This is a genomic window from Brachybacterium sp. p3-SID957 (genome assembly GCF_025144775.1).
Classification (GTDB): Bacteria; Actinomycetota; Actinomycetes; order Actinomycetales; family Dermabacteraceae; genus Brachybacterium; species Brachybacterium epidermidis.
Map to the genome: position 1 here is coordinate 14,921 of NZ_JALXKT010000008.1, position 19,776 is coordinate 34,696.

General features: G+C 69.7%; 19 protein-coding genes and 1 riboswitch. Of the genes, 11 read left to right on the plus strand and 8 right to left on the minus strand.

What is annotated here, in order from left to right:
• Nucleotides 1-11: 11 nt before the first annotated feature.
• From thiD to M3B01_RS02970, 7 genes are all read right to left on the minus strand, one after another.
• Complete coding sequence (gene thiD / locus M3B01_RS02940; protein WP_193864648.1) at nt 12-914, minus strand: bifunctional hydroxymethylpyrimidine kinase/phosphomethylpyrimidine kinase; 903 nt, start codon at nt 912-914, stop codon at nt 12-14.
• Nucleotides 911-1,645: a thiamine phosphate synthase gene (gene thiE / locus M3B01_RS02945; RefSeq protein ID WP_193864650.1), complete on the minus strand. Its 735-nt coding sequence runs from the start codon at nt 1,643-1,645 to the stop codon at nt 911-913. The genes thiD and thiE overlap by 4 nt, the downstream gene beginning before the upstream one ends.
• Nucleotides 1,642-2,448 (minus strand): hydroxyethylthiazole kinase, encoded by an 807-nt coding sequence (gene thiM / locus M3B01_RS02950; RefSeq protein WP_259789327.1) that lies wholly within the window; start codon nt 2,446-2,448, stop codon nt 1,642-1,644. Before thiM ends, thiE begins: the two co-directional genes overlap by 4 nt.
• 28 nt (nt 2,449-2,476) lie before the next feature.
• Nucleotides 2,477-3,133, minus strand: a complete 657-nt coding sequence (locus tag M3B01_RS02955) for a TenA family protein (protein ID WP_259789328.1) — start codon at nt 3,131-3,133, stop codon at nt 2,477-2,479.
• Nucleotides 3,133-3,798: a TenA family protein gene (locus tag M3B01_RS02960; protein WP_259789329.1), complete on the minus strand. Its 666-nt coding sequence runs from the start codon at nt 3,796-3,798 to the stop codon at nt 3,133-3,135. Before M3B01_RS02960 ends, M3B01_RS02955 begins: the two co-directional genes overlap by 1 nt.
• A 200-nt stretch (nt 3,799-3,998) precedes the next feature.
• A riboswitch (TPP riboswitch) is annotated at nt 3,999-4,090 on the minus strand.
• Between the two features lie 41 nt (nt 4,091-4,131).
• Nucleotides 4,132-4,464, minus strand: coding sequence for a hypothetical protein (locus M3B01_RS02965; protein WP_259789330.1), 333 nt, complete (start codon nt 4,462-4,464; stop codon nt 4,132-4,134).
• Complete coding sequence (locus tag M3B01_RS02970) at nt 4,461-6,050, minus strand: acyl-CoA carboxylase subunit beta (protein WP_259789331.1); 1,590 nt, start codon at nt 6,048-6,050, stop codon at nt 4,461-4,463. The genes M3B01_RS02965 and M3B01_RS02970 overlap by 4 nt, the downstream gene beginning before the upstream one ends.
• A 135-nt stretch (nt 6,051-6,185) precedes the next feature.
• Here M3B01_RS02970 and M3B01_RS02975 point away from each other — a divergent pair, with 135 nt between their 5' ends.
• The 9 genes from M3B01_RS02975 (at nt 6,186) to M3B01_RS03015 (ending at nt 15,293) form a co-directional block, all read left to right on the plus strand.
• Nucleotides 6,186-7,205 (plus strand): biotin--[acetyl-CoA-carboxylase] ligase, encoded by a 1,020-nt coding sequence (locus M3B01_RS02975; RefSeq protein ID WP_259789332.1) that lies wholly within the window; start codon nt 6,186-6,188, stop codon nt 7,203-7,205.
• An 89-nt stretch (nt 7,206-7,294) separates the two neighbouring features.
• Nucleotides 7,295-8,458: an adenylate/guanylate cyclase domain-containing protein gene (locus M3B01_RS02980; protein WP_193864660.1), complete on the plus strand. Its 1,164-nt coding sequence runs from the start codon at nt 7,295-7,297 to the stop codon at nt 8,456-8,458.
• A 25-nt stretch (nt 8,459-8,483) separates the two neighbouring features.
• Nucleotides 8,484-9,179: a response regulator transcription factor gene (locus M3B01_RS02985; RefSeq protein ID WP_259789333.1), complete on the plus strand. Its 696-nt coding sequence runs from the start codon at nt 8,484-8,486 to the stop codon at nt 9,177-9,179.
• 3 nt (nt 9,180-9,182) lie between these two features.
• Complete coding sequence (locus M3B01_RS02990; RefSeq protein WP_259789334.1) at nt 9,183-10,643, plus strand: ATP-binding protein; 1,461 nt, start codon at nt 9,183-9,185, stop codon at nt 10,641-10,643.
• A 10-nt stretch (nt 10,644-10,653) separates the two neighbouring features.
• The gene (locus M3B01_RS02995; RefSeq protein ID WP_396123329.1) at nt 10,654-11,838 is read left to right on the plus strand and encodes a 5-(carboxyamino)imidazole ribonucleotide synthase; all 1,185 of its coding nucleotides are present in this window, start codon (nt 10,654-10,656) and stop codon (nt 11,836-11,838) included.
• 68 nt (nt 11,839-11,906) lie between these two features.
• Nucleotides 11,907-12,410: a 5-(carboxyamino)imidazole ribonucleotide mutase gene (gene purE / locus M3B01_RS03000; protein WP_259789376.1), complete on the plus strand. Its 504-nt coding sequence runs from the start codon at nt 11,907-11,909 to the stop codon at nt 12,408-12,410.
• Nucleotides 12,411-12,440: 30 nt separating this feature from the next.
• On the plus strand, nt 12,441-13,163 hold the full coding sequence (locus tag M3B01_RS03005) for an acyltransferase (protein WP_259789335.1): 723 nt from the start codon (nt 12,441-12,443) through the stop codon (nt 13,161-13,163).
• A complete protein-coding gene (locus tag M3B01_RS03010) occupies nt 13,160-14,278 on the plus strand; it encodes a DegT/DnrJ/EryC1/StrS aminotransferase family protein (protein ID WP_259789336.1) in 1,119 nt (372 codons plus the stop codon). Before M3B01_RS03005 ends, M3B01_RS03010 begins: the two co-directional genes overlap by 4 nt.
• A 1-nt stretch (nt 14,279) precedes the next feature.
• Nucleotides 14,280-15,293: a Gfo/Idh/MocA family protein gene (locus tag M3B01_RS03015; protein WP_259789337.1), complete on the plus strand. Its 1,014-nt coding sequence runs from the start codon at nt 14,280-14,282 to the stop codon at nt 15,291-15,293.
• Between the two features lie 93 nt (nt 15,294-15,386).
• Here M3B01_RS03015 and M3B01_RS03020 read toward each other — a convergent pair whose 3' ends face one another.
• A complete protein-coding gene (locus M3B01_RS03020; RefSeq protein ID WP_259789338.1) occupies nt 15,387-16,571 on the minus strand; it encodes a glycosyltransferase in 1,185 nt (394 codons plus the stop codon).
• Nucleotides 16,572-16,672: 101 nt separating this feature from the next.
• Here M3B01_RS03020 and M3B01_RS03025 point away from each other — a divergent pair, with 101 nt between their 5' ends.
• Nucleotides 16,673-17,971, plus strand: coding sequence for a lipopolysaccharide biosynthesis protein (locus M3B01_RS03025; RefSeq protein ID WP_259789339.1), 1,299 nt, complete (start codon nt 16,673-16,675; stop codon nt 17,969-17,971).
• Between the two features lie 43 nt (nt 17,972-18,014).
• Nucleotides 18,015-19,718 carry a glycosyltransferase gene (locus M3B01_RS03030; RefSeq protein WP_259789340.1) on the plus strand — a complete coding sequence of 568 codons (1,704 nt, stop codon included), beginning with the start codon at nt 18,015-18,017 and terminating at the stop codon, nt 19,716-19,718.
• Nucleotides 19,719-19,776: the final 58 nt, after the last annotated feature.

The following is a 19,776-nucleotide window of genomic DNA, read 5'->3' on the forward strand; positions in this document are numbered from 1 at the left end:
GCAGGAGCGCGTCAGCGCCCGGCCGCGGCCTCCCACAGTTCCCAGAAATGCGAGATCGGCCCGTTCCCGGACCCCACCTGGAGGTGCTGACCGTCCTCGATCGCCCGCGCCAGCCACGGCTTGGCGGCGCTCAGAGCGGGCTCCCAGGCCCCGTGACGGACCCTCAGCGTCGCCATTGCGGCGGACAGCGAGCATCCGGTGCCGTGGGTGCTGGAGGTGCGGATGCGCGGTGAACTGACCACGTGCCGCACGCCGTCGGCATCGACCAGCGCATCGCGCACCTCGCGTTCGCTGAGATGGCCGCCCTTGGCGAGCACCAGCACGTCGGCGCTGGCGGCCAGGCGCTGGGCCTGGGAGACCAGGTGGTCCCAGGTGGCAGCCGGCTCGTCCATGAGCAGTACGGCGAGTTCATCCACGTTGGGGGTGACCAGATGTACCTGCGGGAGCAGGTCGCGCATGGCGCGTTCGGCGTCCTCCTCCAGCAGGCGGTCGCCGCTGGTGGCCACCATCACCGGGTCCATCACCACCACCGGCGGGCTGGTGCGCCGAAGCCAGTCCGCGACCACGCCGATGGTGTCGGCGTCGAAGAGCATCCCGGTCTTGACCGCATCGACGGTGACGTCGTCGCTGACGGCCTCAAGCTGTTCTTGCAGGAAGGCGGGCGGTGGGATATGCACATCGCGCACCCCCCGGGTGTTCTGCGCAACCAGGGCGGTGACCGCGGCCATCCCGTAACCGCCGCAGGCCGCGATTGCCTTCAGGTCGGCGTGGATGCCGGCGCCCCCGGTGGGGTCCGTGCCCGCGATGGACAGCACCCGGGGCGGGATGCCGCCTGCCGTGCCGGGACTGGCGCACCGCCCTTCGGGCATCGGCGTGTGCGGGTGGGAGGGGCCGGTGGGCTGGGTCGTGGTCATCGCTGCTGCTTCCAGGTGGGTGCCGCGTTCCAGGCGGCCGCGAGGCGTTCGGTTGCCGCCCCGGGGTCGGCCGAGGCGCAGATGTAGGAGACGACGGCGGCCCCGGCGAGCCCTCCCGACCGCAGGGCCGGCATGTCCGCCGGGGTGATGCCGCCGATGGCGACCGCGGGCAGGGTGCAGTCCCGGGCGCGTTCGATCACGGTGTCGATGCCGAGCCCGGCCGGTGCGTCCCGTTTGGTGCGGGTGCTGTGCAGTGGGCCGATGCCGACGTAGTCGATCCGGGCGGCGGAGGTGTGCGCGGCGCGCAGCTGCTGGGGGCTGGCGGCGCTCAGACCGATCACGGCCTCGTCCCCCAGTAGTGCGCGCACATCCCGGACGTCCAGGTCGGCCTGACCCACGTGGGCGCCAGCGCAGGCCAGCCCGCGTCTGCGCAGCGCCAGCACCACGTCGATGCGGTCGTTGATCAGGAGCGGAACGGAGGGCGGGAGAACTGCGCACACCTGCGCGGCCAGATCGGTGAACGGGCCGCCGGGAAGCTCCTTGGCCCGTATCTGGACCACCGTGGCGCCTGCCGCGACGGATCGGGCGACCACCTCGGGCAGATCCGCTCCGGCCTGCTGGCACACGGCATGATCGGCCACCAGGTACAGGGACAGATCCAGTGGTCGCCAGTCCGGGCTGCGACCCGGGCTCAGGTCCGGGCTCGAGTGATTGTTCGCGGGGGTGGTCATGAGATGTCCGCCCGGCTCATGATGTCGGCGGCCGAGAGGGACCGCAGTGCATCCAGCAGGTGCACGGCGAAGGTGCCGGGACCAGCCGCATCACCGGCGGCCTTCTCGCCCGCGATGGCGTACACCGCCGCGGCGGAGGCCGCACCGACCAGCGGCGACGGCGAGACGGCGACGAACGCGGCGGTGACCGCACCGAGGGCGCACCCACCCCCGGTGATCTCGGTGAACATCGGGTCCCCGTTGGCGATGCGCACCGTCGATGAGGCATCGGCGATCAGGTCCACCGGCCCGGAGACGGCGACGGCCCCGTGCGTGCGGGCGGCCAGGTCGCGGGCCGCCGTGGCGGCCTCGTCGGTGCCGAGAGTCGAGTCGACGCCCCGGCCGCCGTGTCCCGATCCGGCCAGGGCCACTATCTCGGAGGCGTTGCCCCGGATCACCGTGGGGGAGTGGGACAGCAGTTCCTGGGCCAGGGCGGTGCGCACCGGCAGACTGCCCACGGCCACCGGATCGAGCACCCACGGCGGCATGGTGTCCGCGCCGTAGTCGATCGCGCGGATGCCGTCGCACTGCGCCGGGTGGGGGGTGCCCAGGTTGACCAGTACGCCGTCGGCGGCCTCGCGGGCGAAGATCTCGGACTCGCCCGCGCTGTCGACCATGGCGGGGGCGGCCCCGACGGCCAGCAGCACATTGGCGACGAAACCGGTGGTGACGTGGTTGGTCAGGCACTGGATCAGCGGCTGCCGCTCGCGCACGGCCTGCATCTGCTCGATCACGGTGCGGGCGTCGAGGGATACGGGGGGCATGAGGCGTCCTTTCCCGGGTGCGGTGGGCTCAGGCGGCGTCGAGCGCCTGCTGCCAGAAATCTGCTTCCAGCCGGGACGCCGTACGGAAGATCCCGGTGAGGTCGGCGAAGCGCTGGGGGCTCGGAGGCTGCGGGCACAGCGAGTCCAGGTGGGCGGTGGCCTCGCGGGCGGCCCGCTGGAAGTCCTCGCCCGCGTATTCGGCTATCCAGTCGCGGTAGGGGTGCTCCGGGTCGGTGCGGAGGGCCGGGGCGAGCGCCGTGCCGATCTCCGCGTAGCCGATGGTGCACGGGGCCAGAGCCACCTGCAGGTCAAGCAGATCACCGGCCATTCCGCAGTCCAGCACGTACCGGGTGTAGGCCACCGTCGCCTGCTTCTCGGGCGCCGTGCTGAGGCGGTGAGTGTCGATCCCCCACTCGGAGATGAGCCGGCGGTGCAGGTGGGTCTCGTTCAGGATGGCCGACAGGCCCCGCGCGGCCTGCTCGATGTCGGCCAGGTTCCTGCTCTTGTAGGCCGCCAGCGCGTTGGCGCGGGCGAACTGCACCAGGAAGAGGTAGTCCTGGATCAGGTAGTCCTGGAACACCGCCAGCGGCAGGGTGCCCTCGCCCAGGCGCCGCACGAACTCGTGGTCCGTGTACGCCGTCCACTGGGGGCCGATGGCTGCTTTCAGGTCGTCGAACAGGGACATCAGCGCGCTCCGCCCACCGCGACCGGATGCTCGTAGGCGGCGTCGAAGAACGCCAGTTCGATGTCGACGGCCCGGCCGAAGAACTCCTCCACGAGGTCACGGTGGGCTGGGCCGACGCGATCCAGTTCCGCCCGCAGGAACGCCACGAACTGCGAGAACCCGGGGTAGTCGTGCAGGTCGATCCACTCGGCGTGCACGACGTTCTCGGGCCGCTTCGCGGGGGCGCGCGAGGCCCAGTCCTGGTACAGCCATTCGGTGACCACCAGCACCGCCAGCGCGGCGGCGTACTGGCGGGTCTGCGCGGCCTCCCGGAACAGACCGGTGAACTGCTCGGTGGCAGGGGTGTCCGGGATGGTCTCGCGCAGGTGGGCACTCACTCCCAGGGCCTCGAAGGCCCGCAGGAAGTAGGTGTTCTCCTCCCCTGCCACCTCGCCGATGAAACGGGAGAGGCGCAGGCGGGCCTCGAGGGTGTCGGCCGTGGCCACGGCCGACCCGAGCAGGACCAGGAAACTGTCCAGGAACCGGTAGTCCTGCACCAGGTAGCCGGCCATCACGGCGTCGTCGATGCTGCCGTCGAACAGTTCATGGACGAAGCGGTGGGTGACGGCGCGGTCCCAGGTGGGCTGGTTCTGCTGTCTCAGTTCGTCGGTGAAGGCGGGGGACATCCGTGATCATCCTCGTTCCTGCGGGTGCGGGGGTCGTGGACTCCGGCGTGCGAGGCGGGGGCGAGGATCAGCGGGAAGGAGCAGCGGGCGCCGAGGGCCCGTCGGTCGCAGATCAGCGCGGCCCGGCCCGGTGTCCATGCGCACCGGTCGGGTGCGGGGGCCTCCCGGGTGGGGGCGTGATGCGATGGTGCTGCAGGCGCGCTTCGCCATGGCGACATCCCTTCGCGAGTCCTAACTCGTGCAGGTTCTCGGGTGTGATCTCAGCCCCCAGGGGGCACCCCGTGTCCACGCACGACGCTATCACGGAACCGGTGCGGCCCGGTCCGTGCGGGCTCAGCGGTGCGAGTACCGCCAGGCCGCCTCCGAGCAGTGGTTGCGGGCCTCGAAGGTGTGGGGGTGGCAGTGCACCGGGTCGTTCCACACCCCGGAGCCGGCCGAGTGGCTCTCCGCGAGAGTGCGCTCCTCGGCCTCCAGGCGGCTGGTCACGCTCATCGCTGAGACGACCACGGCGATCGCCGCCAGCTCCTCGGTCTCCAGGTGCCCGGTGACCACGCGCACCCCGGCCGCGGCGACCGCCTGCTCCGTGGAGCCGTGCTCGGTGCCGCCCTCGGATCCGGTGGTGGGATCGGTGAGGGCGGCGGAGGGATCCGCGCCGGGGACGGTCACAGCGGGATGTTCCCGTGCTTCTTGGTGGGCTGGGTCTCGCGCTTGGTGCGCAGTGCGCGCAGTGCCCGCGCGATCTGGGTGCGGGTCTGGGAGGGCTCGATCACGCCGTCGATCCAGCCGCGCTCAGCGGCGGTGTAGGGCGTGGCGAACAGGTTCTCGTACTCGGTCTCCAGCTTGCTGCGCTCCCCGGCCACGTCCCCGGCCTCCTCCTGGGTGCGGCGCAGGTGCTGGCGGTGCAGGATGTTCACCGCGCCCTGGGCGCCCATCACCGCGATCTGCGCGGTGGGCCAGGCCAGGTTGATGTCGGCCCCCAGCTCCTTGGAGCCCATCACGATGTAGGCACCGCCGTAGGCCTTGCGGGTGATCACGGTGATCAGGGGAACGGTCGCCTCGGCGTAGGCGTACAGCAGCTTGGCCCCGCGGCGGATGATGCCGCCGTACTCCTGGCCGGTGCCGGGCAGGAACCCGGGCACGTCCACGAAGGTGAGAACCGGGATGTTGTACGCGTCGCACAGCCGCACGAAGCGGGCGGCCTTCTCCGAGGCGTCGATGTCCAGGGTGCCGGCCAGATGCGAGGGCTGATTGGCGATGATGCCCACGCTGTGCCCCTCGACGCGGCCGAAGCCCACCAGGATGTTGGGAGCGAACAGCGGCTGCACCTCGAGGAACTCCTCGTCGTCCAGCACTGCGCGGAGCACCGTGGTCATGTCGTAGGGCTGGTTGGGGGAGTCCGGGATCAACGAGTCCAGGGCGGAGTCCGCGGCAGTGCGGGCCTCGTCGATGCGCACCGGGTACACCGGGGCAGGGCTCAGCGTGTTGGCCGGCAGGTAGCTCAGCAGGTCCTTGACGTACTCGATGGCCTCGCCCTCATCGGGCGCCATGTAGTGGGCGACGCCCGAGCGGGTGGAGTGGGTGCGGGCGCCGCCGAGCTCCTCGAAGCCGACGTCCTCACCGGTGACGGTGCGGATGACGTCGGGACCGGTGATGAACATGTGGGAGGTCTTCTCGACCATCACGATGAAGTCGGTCAGCGCCGGGGAGTACACGGCGCCCCCTGCGGCCGGGCCCATGATCAGCGAGATCTGCGGGATCACGCCGGAGGCGCGGGTGTTGCGGCGGAAGATCCCCGCGAACATCGCCAAGGAGGCCACGCCCTCCTGGATGCGGGCGCCACCGCCGTCCAGGATCCCGATGATCGGCACCCCGGTGCGCAGGGCGAGGTCCTGCACCTTCTGGATCTTGCGGCCGTGGGCCTCGCCCAGGGACCCGCCGAACACGGTGAAGTCCTGGGAGTACACGCACACCTGACGGCCGTCGATGGTGCCGTAGCCGGTGACGATGCCGTCGCCGTCCGGTCGCTTGGCCTCCAGTCCGAAGGAGTGCGCCTGGTGGCGCACGAACCGGTCGGTCTCCACGAAGGAGCCGTCGTCCAGCAGGTCCGTGATGCGCTCACGGGCCGTCTTCTTGCCGCGCGCGTGCTGCTTCTGGACCGCGATCTCATCGGCGGTGGAGACGGCGCGGGCCTCGCGCTCGCGCAGGTCGTCGATGCGCTGGCGGGTGCTCTGCGGCCTGGCGGCGTCGGTCACATGGCCTCCTGGTGCGGCAGGGAACGGGCCGCGGTGGGCCGGGCTGGGAACATCGGGATACTACGCTACCTGCGCATGCCGGGGCCGGGAGCAGGATGCTCACGACGAGGCGGGAACAGCAGACAGGAGAGCCCGATGCACGATCCGGAGGACCCGCGTTCGTCGTACCCGGGCGCTCGGTCGACGGGCGTGCCGGACAGCCTGCTGCGAGCGCCGGGGAGCGGCGGGCACGCCGCGCACAGGACCGCGACGGTCCACGGGATCGCGGTGCACTGTCCGGACGTCGTCACCTCCACGCAGGACCATGCCGCCGATCTCTGGAGGGCGGGGGAGCCGGCGCCCTTCGCCGTGCTGGCCCGCGAGCAGGTGGCGGGGCGCGGACGCCTGGGACGGTCCTTCGTGACTCCGCCCGGCGGGGGCCTGGCGATCACCGTTGCGATCCGCACGGACCTTCCCGTCGCCGCGCGCACCTGGTTCCCGCTAGCCGCGGGTCTTGCGGTGATCGACGCGCTCTGCGGGCCATCGCTGGATCTGGCCCCGGCCCGGCGCGGTCCCGGGGGGACGGTGGGGGAGGTGGGCCTGAAATGGCCCAACGACATCCACACCTCCGACGGGCGCAAGCTCGGTGGGATCCTGGTCGAGGGGCACGGGGTCGACGGCGTGCTGGTGGGCATCGGGCTGAACCTGCGGGGCCCGGTGAGGGACGCCGGCGGCGCCGAGGTGCCCGGCGCGGCCTGGCTGCTCGGGCCCGGTTCGGTGACCGGCCGCGTCGACACGCCGGCGGCGGTCGAGCAGCTGCGCCGGGCCCTGGCCGGGCAGCTCCTCGCCGGCGTGCTGAGAGAGGTGCGCCTACTGGGATCCACGGGCGGCGACGCCCGGAAGTCCGGCACCCTCAACCGATACACTGTTACCTGCCTCACATTGGGGCGTAGGGTTCAGGTCGAGCCCCTGGGCGCCACGAGCACACCCGTTGCGCCCTCGGGCGCGAGCGGCACGGCACAGGCGATCGATGACCGCGGCCGTCTGGTGCTCCGCACAGCGGAGGGCGCCCTCGTCCCGGTGGACGTCGGCGACGTGCGGCACGGACCGCGGGAATCGGGCAGGCACGCAACGATGAGGAACGCAGGAGAAGGAGCGGAGGGCCCGACACAGTGACCAGTGGGATCAGTGATCCTGACGATCAGCAGCTCCGACCCGAGCGGCCGCTCGGGGGTGTCCCCGCACCCGCACCCCTGGACGTTGCGATGCCCGCCGGCGGGGGCATGGCCTCCCTCGAGCAGGGATCCAGCGGGCACGGGGCGCCGGGCGACCTGCCCGACCCCACCTCCGAGGACGACGCCGACGGCATCGGCCAGATCGATGCCCAGGAGATCCTGGAGCTGAACCGGCGCTTCGCCGAGGTGCGCCGCAGCGTCGGCACGCTGGAGCGCCAGCTGCTGCAGGGGCCACGCAAGTACTCCCGGAGGGATCTGAGCGAGCAGCGCGGCATCCCCGGTCGCCTGGCCGCCGTGTACTGGCGCTCGCTCGGCTTCACCCCCGTGGACGAGGACACCGTGGTGTTCACCGAGGAGGACGCCTACGCGATCGGCGACCTCGCCTCCCTGGTCGAGGACGGCGCCCTGAGCGAGCGCGCCTTCGCCAGCATCACCCGCGGGCTCGGATTCCACATGGGGCGCCTGGCGATGTGGGCCACCGAGGCCCTGGTCGACGAGGCCAAGGCGGCCGGCCGCAGTGACGCCGAGGCGCGCCTGGAGATGCTCGACTCCGTCCCCGACCTGCTGGAGACCCTGGAGTCGCAGGTGATGTTCGCCTTCCGCAGGCAGCTCGCCGCCTATGCGGCCCGGGCCGGATCCGAGGTGCTCCACCGCGACACGGACGAGCTGTTCCCGCTGCAGCGGGCCGTTGGCTTCGCCGACCTGGTGCAGTTCACCCGGCTCTCCCGGGACCTTACCGGTGCCCAGCTGGCCGACGTGGTGGGGCGCTTCGAGGCCGCCGGGCGCGACATCATCTCCGTCGGCGGCGGGCGTGTGGTCAAGACGGTGGGCGACGAGATCATGTTCCTGGCCGACACGCCGGAGGACGGCGCCCAGATCGCAGTCACCCTGGCCGAGGCCATCAGCGCCGACCCGGACCTGCCCCCGGTGCGGGTGGCGTTCGTGTGGGGATCGATGTTCTCCCGCTACGGGGACGTGTTCGGGCCCTCCGTGAACCTCGCCGCCAGGATGGAGTCGGTGGCCAGGCCCGGGACCGTGCTGGTGGACGCCGACACTGCCCGCGCGGTGGCCGAGGCGCTGCCCGGCGGTTTCGCCGCCTCCGAGGGGGAGGACGTGGAGCTGCACGGCATCGGCGCAGTGAGGGTGCGCGAGCTGACCAGGGATCGCTCCACGCCCCTCAACCTGGGGCTCTGAGAGGTCACGGCGTAGGATGAGCCCCGTGACACGCCTACTTCTCGTCGAGGACGACTCCGCCATCGCCGAACCGCTCTCCCGCGCGCTGGACCGCGAGGGGTACACGGTCATGCGTGCCTCCCGCGGCATGGACGCCCTGGCCATCGCGGCCGGGGCCGATCCCATCGACGTGGTCATCCTGGATCTCGGGCTGCCCGATCTCGATGGGCTCGAGGTGGCTCGTCGGCTGCGCAAGGGCGGCCTGGAGTCGCCGATCCTGATCCTCACCGCCCGCGCCGACGAGGTCGATGCAGTGGTGGGGCTCGATGCCGGGGCCGATGACTACGTCACCAAGCCGTTCCGGCTGGGCGAGCTGCAGGCCCGCATCCGTGCCCTGCTGCGCAGGGCTCAGGCCGCCGAGGAGTCCGGCGACTCCTTCGACGTGCACGGCGTGTCCCTGGACGTCGCGGCGCGCCGCGCCTACGCCGACGGTGAGGAGCTCACCCTCTCGGCCAAGGAGTACGACCTGCTCACCGTGCTGGTGCGCGAGGCCGGCAGCGTGGTCACGCGTGACGACCTCATGCGCGAGGTGTGGGGCGCCGAATGGTGGGGCTCCACCAAGACCCTGGACATGCACATCTCCTGGCTGCGCCGCAAGCTCGGCGATGACGCCACCAACCCCCGCCGCATCTCGACCGTGCGCGGTGTCGGCTTCCGTTTCGAGACCGGTCAAGGGAGCTGACGCGTGCGGCAGCGCGTGCTGCAGGCCACGCTCATCACCGTGCTGCTGGCTGTGCTGATGCTCGGCATCCCGCTGGGGTACTCCTGGTTGCAGCTGAACCGGCAGCAGTTGAACGGCCAGGCTCTGGACATCCTCGAGGCGGTGCGCATCGACACCGACCAGCGACTGGCGCAGGGACGGCCCTTCGACACCGCGATGCTGCAGCGGCACGTGGACGCCCAGCCCAACCTCAACGTGACCATCGTCGTCACGCACGAGGGCGAGACCATCCAGGCAGGGGACCCTGTGGGCCCCAATCCCGTGTCCGTCTCGACGCCCGGGGCGCAGGAGCAGTACATCACCGTCTACATCCCCCAGTCCGAGGTGCGCGCTCACACCGCCAGCGCCTGGGTGCTGATCGTGGTGGCGGGGCTGTCCTCCCTCTCCATCGGCGTCTCGGTGGCACTGTGGCAGGCGCAGCGGATCTCCATGCCACTGGCCAGGCTGAACCGCCGCGCCGAGGAGATGGGCGCCGGCCGTGCCCGCGGGCCGTGGGAGGCCAGCGGCATCTCGGAGATCGACGACGTGGCCGAGGAGCTCACCCGCTCCGGTGCGATGCTCGCCGAACGGCTGGAGGCGGAGAGCCGCCTCGCCTCCGATGCCTCCCACCAGCTGCGCACCCCGCTGACCGCGCTGTCCATGCGGGTCGACGAGATCCTCGCCACCAGCTCGGAGGAATGGGTGCGGGAGGAGGCCCGCATCGCCCTCGAGCAGATCGACCGGCTCACCGAGGTGGTGCACGACCTGATCAACGCGCCACGCTCCTCCCAGCGCCGCAGCCCCGGTGTGGTGGAGCTGCGGTCCGTCCTCACCCAGCAGAGCGAGGAGTGGTCCCCGGCGTTCCGCAAGGCGGGCCGGGAGCTGCGGATCCAGGTGCCCCGCAGCGCTGCCGTCTGGGGCTCCGTCGGTCCCTTCACCCAGGTGATCGCCACCCTGATCGAGAACTCGCTGGTGCACGGAGGGGGCCGCACCCTGGTCAAGGTGCGACGCAATGACCACTCCACCGTGGTGGAGGTCTCCGACGAGGGCCCCGGTATCGACCCCGAGCTCGGCAAGCGCGTCTTCGAGCGCTCCGTCTCCGGGGCCCGCTCCTCCGGCACCGGAGTGGGCCTGGCCCTTGCACGCACCCTGGTCGAGGACGACGGCGGCCGGCTCGAGCTGCTCTCCGAGGTGCCCGCCTCCTTCGGCATGTTCCTGATCTCCGCGCCCGGGGAGGAGGCCGGTTTCGAGGAGACCACCCGGACCGAGGCCAGCGATGACCTCTCGCTGCTTCCCCAGGGGTCCGTGGTGCGCAGGCGTCACCGCCACGGTGCACGGCGCCGGAGCCACGGCAGCAGCGCACTGGCCTCGGGGGTGGTCTTCACGGACGCCGAGGAGCCCACCGAGGACGACAGCCGCCGCACCGGGGCCAGGAGCGGGTCCTAGACTGTCGGACGTGCCTGATGACACCCCTTGCTCGCCCCTGACCGCGCCACCCCGGATCGGGGTGGTGGGCGCTGGGCAGCTGGCCCGGATGATGCTGGGGCCCGCGATCGAACTGGACCTGCCGCTGACCGTGCTGGCCTCCGATCCCGCAGAGAGCGCCGCCGTGGTCGCCGGCAGCGTGCGCACGGGCCGTCATGACGAGGAGAGCGCCGTGCGCGCTCTCGCAGCCGAGGTGGACGTGCTCACCTTCGACCACGAGCACGTCCCGACGGCGTTCCTCGAGCGACTGGTCACCGACGGTGACGTGCGGGTGCGCCCTGGTCCCGGTGCCCTGGTACACGCCCAGGACAAGCTGGTGATGCGCCGCCGCCTCACCGAGCTGGGGCATCCCTGCCCCCGCTGGTGGCACGTGCGCGGCATCGAGGATCTCGACTGCGCGCTCGCCGAGAACGACGGCCCGCTGGTCGTGAAGACCCCGCGCGGCGGGTACGACGGCCACGGCGTGCGCATCATCGAGCGCGCCGAGGACGCAGCCGACTGGCTCGAGCAGCACGGAGAGCTGCTCGCCGAGCAGAAGGTGCCCTTCATGCGGGAGCTCTCCGCGCAGGTGGCCCGCCGACCCGGTGGCCAGTCGATCACCTACCCCGTCGTGCAGTCCGTGCAGCGCGACGGGGTGTGCTACGAGGTGGTCGCCCCCGCCCCGGACCTGGACCAGGATGCCCAACAGCGCATCCAGCAGCTGGCGGCGGCCATCGCCGAGGACCTCGACGTGGTCGGCATGCTCGCCGTCGAGCTGTTCGAGACCGCCGGGGGAGAGGTGCTGGTCAACGAACTGGCGATGCGCCCCCACAACACCGGCCACTGGTCCATGGACGGTGCGGTCACCGGCCAGTTCGAGCAGCACCTGCGTGCGGTGGCCGATCTGCCCCTGGGAGCGACCGACATGCTGGCTCCGTGCGCGGTGATGGTGAACCTCCTGGGCGGGGCAGCCTCGGAGCTTTTCACGGGTGCGCACGCCGCCATGGAGGCGGACCCGGGCGTCAAGGTGCACCTGTACGGCAAGTCGGTGCGTCCCGGTCGCAAGCTCGGGCACGTCACCGTGGTGGGGAAGGACCCCGAGCAGCTGCTGGCCCGCGCCCACCGCGCCGAGAAGCGCATCATCGACGGCCCCGACGCCATGGAGGAGAACCCGTGAACCAGACCCCGCTGCCCGCTTCGGCGGACTCCCCGCCCCCGGCTAACACCCCGCTGGTGGGCATCGTGATGGGCTCGGACTCCGACTACCCGGTGATGCGCGCCGCCCAGGAGGCCCTTGCCGAGTTCGGCATCCCCGTGCAGGTCGATGTGGTCTCCGCCCACCGCATGCCCGAGGACATGGTGGCCTGGGGCCGCTCGGCCGCCGATCGCGGCCTGCGCGTGGTCATCGCCGGAGCCGGTGGCGCCGCCCACCTGCCCGGCATGATCGCCTCCCTCACCCCACTGCCGGTGATCGGGGTGCCCGTGCCGCTGAAGCACCTGGACGGCATGGACTCCCTGCTCTCGATCGTGCAGATGCCCGCCGGGGTGCCGGTGGCGACCGTGTCCATCGGCGGTGCCCGCAACGCCGGCCTGCTCGCCGCCCGCATCCTCGCCGCCGGGGTCGACGATCATGCCCTCGCCCTGCGCGAACGGATGCTCGCCTTCCAGCACGAGCTGCGGGAGACGGCGGTGGCCAAGGGGGAGAGGCTGCGGAGCGAGGCCGGGAGCAGCGGCCCGTCGTCCCGGTGAGCGTTGCCGTCGAACGGTAGGGTCGAGCGCATGAAGGAATCTCCCGCGTACCGGGTCGCCCCCGGTGCGGACATCTCCGAGGACGCCACCATCGGCGAAGGAAGCTCCATCTGGCATCTCGCCCAGGTGCGTGAAGGCGTGCACATGGGTCGCGACTGCGTGGTGGGCCGCGGCGCCTACATCGGCAGCGGCGTGCAGATGGGCAACGGCTGCAAGATCCAGAACTACGCCCTGGTGTACGAGCCGGCGAAGCTGGCCGACGGCGTGTTCGTGGGCCCGGCGGCCGTGTTCACCAACGACCACTTCCCACGCGCGGTCAACCCCGATCTCAGCCCGAAGTCCGCCTCGGACTGGGAGCCGGTGGGTGTGACCTGCCAGGAGGGTGCCTCGATCGGTGCCCGCGCCGTGTGCGTGGCTCCCGTGACCATCGGCGCCTGGGCGATGGTCGCCGCCGGCGCCACCGTGGTCAAGGACGTGCCGCCGCATGCTCTGGTGGCAGGGGTCCCGGCCAAGCGCATCGCCTGGGTGGGACGCTCGGGGGAGAAGCTGCTGCCCGCCTCCGACGGCACCGACGCCTGGGTGTGCCCCACCACCGGTGAGTGGTACATCCCCGATGAGACCTCCGGCGGGCTCCAGCTCGCCTCCGCCCCTGTGATCGATGCACCGCGCCCGGCTCTGCTGGACGACGATGCGGCCGAGCCCGGGGATCTCGACCCTGCAACCCATGACGACAAGGACGGACGCACCACATGAGCACCCCGAGCCAGGACCTTCCCATGATCCCTGCGGCTAAGCCGATCATCGGCACCGAGGAGCGCGAGGCCGTCGACCGCGTGCTCGCCTCCGGCATGATTGCCCAGGGCCCCGAGGTCAAGGCCTTCGAGGAGGAGTTCTCCGCGCAGCTCGCCGGCGGCCGTGAATGCGTGGCCGTGAACTCCGGCACCTCCGGCCAGCACCTGGGGATGCTCGCCGCGGGTCTGAAGCCCGGGGACGAGGTGATCGTGCCGTCCTTCACCTTCGCGGCGACCGCGAACTCCGTGGCCGTCTCGGGGGGCGTGCCGGTGTTCGTCGACATCGACCCCGAGACCTTCTGCATCGACCCGGAGGCCGTGCGCGGTGCGATCACCGAGCGCACCGTGGGCATCCAGCCGGTGCACCTGTACGGGCATCCGGCTCCCATGGACCAGATCATGGACATCGCCCGTGAGCACGGGCTGTGGGTGTTCGAGGACGCCGCGCAGGCCCACGGCGCCACCTGGAACGGCACCCAGGTGGGCGCCTTCGGCCGGGGCGCCATGTACTCCCTGTACCCCACCAAGAACATGACCAGCGGTGAGGGCGGCATGGTGGCCTGCGAGGACGTAGAGCTCGCCCGCGTGGTGCGCCTGCTGCGCAACCAGGGCATGGAGACGCAGTACGCCAACGAGATCGCCGGCTTCAACAACCGCATGACCGACATCCACGCCGCGATCGGCCGGGTGCAGCTGACCAAGCTCGGGCAGTGGACGAAGCGACGCCAGGAGCTGGCGGCCCGCTTCGACGCCGAGCTGCAGGGCGTCATCACCCCGGTGGTGCGCGAGCAGGCCACCCACGTGTACCACCAGTACACGATCCGCATCGAGGGAGCCACCGGCGAGCAGCGTGACCGCTTCGCCACGGCATTGCGCGAGGAGCACAAGGTGGGATGCGGCGTGTACTACCCGACGCCTGTGCACCGTCTGCCCTCCTACGGGCTGGAGCTCGACCTCCCCGTCACCGAGCAGGTGGCCCGCGAGGTGCTGTCGCTGCCGGTGCACCCCTCCGTGAGCGACGAGGACGCCCAGCGCGTCATCGACGCTGTCAACACCGTGGCCAAGGCAGGTGCCTGAGATGAACCAGCAGACCGCGCAGAAGAAGACCCTGCGTGCCGGACTCATCGGCCTGGGCATGATGGGGCGTCACCACGCCCGCAACCTCAAGGCGCTCGAGGGCGTGGACCTGGTGGCCGTCGCCGATGCCCACGGCGACCCGCACGGTGCCGCACCCGGCTACGAGGTGCTGCCCGACATCGACGCCCTGATCGCCGCTGGCATCGACTACGCCGTGGTGGCGGTGCCCACCCAGTTCCACAAGGACGTCGTTCTCGCCCTGGCCGAGGCCGGTGTGCACACCCTGGTGGAGAAGCCCCTGGCCTTCGACATCGGTGAGGCGGAGGAGATCACCGCCGCCTTCGAGAAGGCGGGACTGGTGGGCGCTGTGGGCTACATCGAGCGCTACAACCCCGCCCTGCAGGAGATGCGCAAGCGCATCGCCGATGGCCAGCTGGGGGAGATCTACCAGATCGCCACCCGACGCCAGGGAGGGTTCCCCGCCCGTATCGCCGATGTGGGGGTGGTGAAGGATCTCGCCACCCACGACCTCGACCTCACCGCCTGGGTGGCGCAGTCCCCCTTCGTGTCCGTGGGGGCCACCTCCACCCGCCGCAGCGGCCGCGAGGACGAGGACATGGTCTCGATCGCGGGCCGGCTGGAGAACGGCACCATCACCGGTCACCTGGTGAACTGGCTCTCCCCCTTCAAGGAACGGGTCACCGTGGTCACGGGCGAGAAGGGCGCGCTGGTGGGGGACACCGTCACCGCCGACCTCACGTTCTACGCCAACGGCGAGAGCACCACCAACCTCTGGGAGTCGATGGCCTCGTTCCGAGGCGTGAGCGAGGGCGACATGGTGCGCTACGCCCTGAAGCGCAAGGAGCCTCTGAAGACGGAGCACGAGGCGTTCCGCGATGCCGTGCTCGGGGTGGACGACTCCAACATCGTCACCATGCGCGAGGGCCTGCACACCGTGCGCACCGTCGAAGCGGTGCTGGAGAGTGCGCGGGACGGGCATGTGGTCGCTCTCTGAGCATTCGAGGCTCACGGCAGGGCGGGGCTGGCACCTACCTGAGGCGTTCGTCCTGCCCGGTGGGCGTCGGCGCAGAGACCGTTGATGGCGACGTCAGCCCAGGGCCGATTCGTAGAACTCCGCGAGCCGTGAGGCGCCGGTGAGGACACTTCGTTCCTTGACCACGAAATCCCGTGCGGCAGTGCTGATCTCGTGACGCATCTGCGAGTTGTCGGGGAGCCAGGTGCTCGCGGCGCGAGCAATGGCTCCAGGAGTGGCGTCGGCACCCACCACTGTGCCGGTGATGCCGTCGCGGATCATCTCCTTCTTGCCGTCCCCATCAGTGACGATCACCGCCATACCGCAGGCCTGCGCCTCTAGGGAGACCAAGCCGGCCCCTTCGCTGTGCGACAGAAGCATCAACAGATCTGACGTCCGCATGACCGAGCGCACTCCTTCGCGGTCGAGGGGCCCGAGAAAACGGATGTGCCCTTCGTGCCCCGCAAGGGCTTCGAGTGAACTGCGCTGTGGGCCGTCCCCGACGATCAGGAGTTCGTGGGGCTGCTCCCGCGCCAGCTCCTGAGATGCGCGGATCACCAGATCGACACGCTTGCGGGGAATGAGCGCGCCGACGTACAGGATGCGGGGTTGCCGATCAGTGGCGCCACCCTCCGCTGGGGTGAAGAAGGTCGTGTCGATGCCCTGGTAGTGGACGTGCAAGCGGTCGGCAGGGGCGCCGGCCTCGATGGCGAGCCGTCGCAGGTGCTCGCTGACAGGCAGCAGGAACAGCGATTCTTGCATTGCGCGGTGCACCTGTGCTGCATGGGCCCGTTCCAATCCGCGAGGGCGTGCCCGGGAGGCGTGAACGACGTCGGTGCCGTGCAGGGTAGTGATCAGCGGCACCCGACAGGTTGAACTGGCGGAGATCGCGCCGCCGCTCCACGTGCCATGGTGCTGGTGGATCAGGTCAGGTGATTGACAGATCACCATCCGGGCCTGCAGAGGCATCGCGAACTTGGCGATTCGGGTCTGCATCGTGTAGGGCAATGGGCCGCGGAGGGCCGGGGTCACGCGCAGTGGCGTCGATCCTTCTCGGACGTTGGCGGCGAGGGGATTGATCCGGAAGTGCCATGACGGATGTGACGCGGCGAGCTGTTCGGCATGTGCGGTGACGAAGTAAGTCGGGGGGATTGCCAGCAGTGCCGTGGTCACCGCGATACGTGCATCCGGTTGAGTCATGGCAGGTCTCCAGATCGTCAGGCGGTCGCCCGATCTTATCGGGCCGAGGTCGTCTAGCATGGCTCCGTTCAACTAGCGGGCATGACGCATACCGGCCACCACAGAGGAGCTGCAACCGAATGGCGACTAGGGTCTGGCCACCGCGGCACCTGAAGCGCCTTATGACGAAGTATCCGACGCTGCGTCACATCACAGTCCTGGTCTCGGGCACCGCTGTCGCTCAGATGGTCGCTTTGGGGGCGTCTGTCATCACTGCACGGCTCTTCACCCCTGCGACCTTCGGCCAGTTCGCGATCTACGGATCACTCGTCTCGATCGTCGCGACGATCGCCTCGCTGCGCATGGACCTCACGATCGTGCTGCCGGAGAGTGACGACGAGGCACGTCGCATCGCCAAGGTGGCGACTGTGTCCAACGCGATCGCAGCAGCAATGGCCTCGATGCTCGCCTTCCTGCTGCACGACGTCATCATGTCCGCCTACGGCAGCAAGGAACTGGCTACCTGGATGCCATTGGTGGGGCTTTCAGTTTTCTTCCTCGCCCAGGTCACAGTGCTGCAGTACTGGTTCAATCGGAAGCAGGACTACCGGACGATCTCCTTGAACCGGGTCCAGCAGATGATCGGTTCAAGCAGTGGGCAGGTGGCAGCGGGAGCTCTGGGCGCGACAAGCCTGCCGGGGCTGATCCTCGGCACCGTGGTCGGGCCCACCTTCGCATTCTTCAATCTGCGCCGTAAGTCCCGTGAACTGTTGGCTCCGATTCCTGACGGGGTGGCTAGCAGCGCCGAACTGCTGAAGCGGTACCGGCGGATGCCACTGCTGAACCTGCCGAACGCACTCATCGATGGCATCCGGTTGAACGGCATCCCTCTCCTCATCGGGCTGGTCGCCCTGGACACGGTGGGACAGTTCAACCGCGCTTGGACGATCCTTCAGGTCCCGATCGGTCTCATGAACAGTGCGATCTCACAGGTCTTCTTCCAGAAGCTGGCTAGAGTGCAACCCGGGGAGATGTACCCGTTGGTGAAGAGCACGATCATCCGTTCGCTGCTCATCACCATCGTGCCGTTTGGGACGGTCTATCTCGTCTCCCCATGGTTCTTCCTCTTCCTCTTCGGGGATCAGTGGGATCTGGCCGGGGACATCGCACGCGCCCTCACCCCATGGCTGGCAATGCAGCTCGTGACCTCTCCGATCTCGACCATCTTCGTGGTCACCGACAAGCAGTCCTGGGTGTTGGCGTTCTCCATCGTGTTCGCGGCGGCCCCGTTGAGCCTGCTCTACTTCTCGCCATTGCCGCTGCTCACGACCCTGACCCTGCTCGGTGCCATGATGGCGGTGATGCTCGTGGGCTTCCTGTCCATGGCCTTGGCCGCGGCCCGTAAGTTCGATGCGAGACCTCCGAAGGCCGGAACCGTACCGGAAGCAGACCAGACAACAGATCCGGAGGCGCACGCATGAGCTCGATCGACATCAGCAGGACAGTTGCAGGATCGCGAGTGCTGTGAAAGTCCTCGTCGTCGCACGGATGTCCGACTTACTCGCCGGAGCATCGGTCCAGCTCCGAATGCCTTCCGACGTGCGGGCGCTTCGCGCCGCCGGACACGAGATCGTCCTTCTCGGTATTACCGAGACCCCATGGCGGTCGTTCCGTGGTGCGCCGCCCCGCACCAGTGAGGTGGACGGGGTGCAGGTGGTGCGCATAGACCTGCCAATGCTGCCCGGCCCGGCAGCGGGTCTGTTGGATGCGCTGCTGCGCCGTGCGCTTCTCCGCGCACTGCGCACAGCAGGTGTCACACGGCCGGATGTCGTCCATGTCCACGCTGATGCGCTCTCGATGACCGCGGGGAAGGTCCTCTCCGTGGTGAGCGGGACCCCATTCGTGATCTCAGCAGATGAGTTCGATGTGCGGTGGATCGCACGCGACCGTGTGCACGAACCGCATTGTGCCCAGGCCCTGCTCGAAGCTCATGCGGTCGCTGTCAGCTCCGACAGCGCTGGCCGCATTCTTCGCTCCCATTGGGTAGTCCCGCGCATCGAGGTCGTCCCGGGATCCGGCAGAGCGGACACCTCTGAGGCGTTGACGGCAGTGCTCCAGCAGGCTGTCATCCGCGCGGATCGGCCGCAGATGGTCTTCCACGCTCCCTATCCCCTGGACCCGGCACCCGCCAGCGCGAGTCGACACCGACCTAATATGATGCTGGAGGCCTTCATCGCCGCGGACCAGCAGCCCCACGTGATCGTCGGGAATCCGCAGCAGCGGCGCCAAGGGTTTTCCGATCTGCGGCGCCGCGTACGAGCGGGGCAAAATATTGAGTTCGTCTACTCCGAGAACTCCACCCAGCCGAATCTTCTTTCTACGAGTATCCGGCACGGGCTGGCACCGCTGCTGGAAGCTGCGATCCTGCAGTGGGCGCGTCGCCGCGGCATCCCGTTCGGGCAGTTTTATAGGGACGTGTACTGGCGATTTCCCGAAAAGCAAGCGCACGTGGCCCTCTATCGTCGGGCCGTCATGCAGATGATGTACAGGTTTGATCTCCTCGCCCTGCTCAGCGCGCACGCCCACTTCTTCATCCCGTCTATGCCGATGAGGGACATCATCCCGGCGCCGACGGGCCGTTGCACTGCTCTCCCACCAGGAGCCTCGGTGACGCAGTCCGAGCGGCCAGCAGGGCTGCATCTTCTGTACGTAGGGGGCGTTGGCCCCGGCCATGAGATCGAGGAGAGCCTGGAGGCCCTGCGGGAGGTCCCGGAGGTGGACCTCACCATGGTCGTCCCTGCGCGAACATGGCAGCAGTACCGTGAACGCTACGAGCCACTTCTGACCCCGAGGGTCCGAGTTGTGCACGCCGGCGCCTCTGAGCTCCCCGAGCTCTACGACCGGGCGAGCGCTTGCCTTCTGATAGTGGAGCCCAATGAGTACCGGAAGTTCGCGGTCCCGATGAAGCTGTACGAGTACCTCGGGTACGGCAAGCCCACACTGGCCTCGGCCGGGACACTCGCCGGTGACATCGTCCGCCAGTTGGGCATCGGGTACGTGACCGGCAACGATCGGCGGGAGATCGCGGACCTCCTCAGGATGCTGCACGCGGATCCACACGAGCTCGGAGACCGAGCTGAGCACGTCGAGGCAGTGCGTTACGAGGAGACCTGGGAACAGAGGGCCCGCACGGTTCGACGGGTGCTGACCGGAGAGAACGACGCGTGAGACTGGATCTGATCGGAGAATGGGCAGCGGTGGTGCCGACAGCACTGCTACTGACAGC

Coding starts and splice junctions, on each gene's coding strand:
- M3B01_RS03020 (WP_259789338.1), bottom strand. CDS start 16,571: ATGCTAGACGACCTCGGCCCGATAAGATCGGGCGACCGCCTGACGATC.
- M3B01_RS03005 (WP_259789335.1), top strand. CDS start 12,441: ATGAAGGAATCTCCCGCGTACCGGGTCGCCCCCGGTGCGGACATCTCC.
- M3B01_RS03010 (WP_259789336.1), top strand. CDS start 13,160: ATGAGCACCCCGAGCCAGGACCTTCCCATGATCCCTGCGGCTAAGCCG.
- M3B01_RS02980 (WP_193864660.1), top strand. CDS start 7,295: ATGCCCGCCGGCGGGGGCATGGCCTCCCTCGAGCAGGGATCCAGCGGG.
- M3B01_RS02960 (WP_259789329.1), bottom strand. CDS start 3,798: ATGTCCCCCGCCTTCACCGACGAACTGAGACAGCAGAACCAGCCCACC.
- thiD (WP_193864648.1), bottom strand. CDS start 914: ATGACCACGACCCAGCCCACCGGCCCCTCCCACCCGCACACGCCGATG.
- M3B01_RS03025 (WP_259789339.1), top strand. CDS start 16,673: ATGACGAAGTATCCGACGCTGCGTCACATCACAGTCCTGGTCTCGGGC.
- M3B01_RS02955 (WP_259789328.1), bottom strand. CDS start 3,133: ATGTCCCTGTTCGACGACCTGAAAGCAGCCATCGGCCCCCAGTGGACG.
- M3B01_RS02975 (WP_259789332.1), top strand. CDS start 6,186: ATGCACGATCCGGAGGACCCGCGTTCGTCGTACCCGGGCGCTCGGTCG.
- thiE (WP_193864650.1), bottom strand. CDS start 1,645: ATGACCACCCCCGCGAACAATCACTCGAGCCCGGACCTGAGCCCGGGT.
- purE (WP_259789376.1), top strand. CDS start 11,907: ATGGGCTCGGACTCCGACTACCCGGTGATGCGCGCCGCCCAGGAGGCC.
- M3B01_RS03015 (WP_259789337.1), top strand. CDS start 14,280: ATGAACCAGCAGACCGCGCAGAAGAAGACCCTGCGTGCCGGACTCATC.
- thiM (WP_259789327.1), bottom strand. CDS start 2,448: ATGCCCCCCGTATCCCTCGACGCCCGCACCGTGATCGAGCAGATGCAG.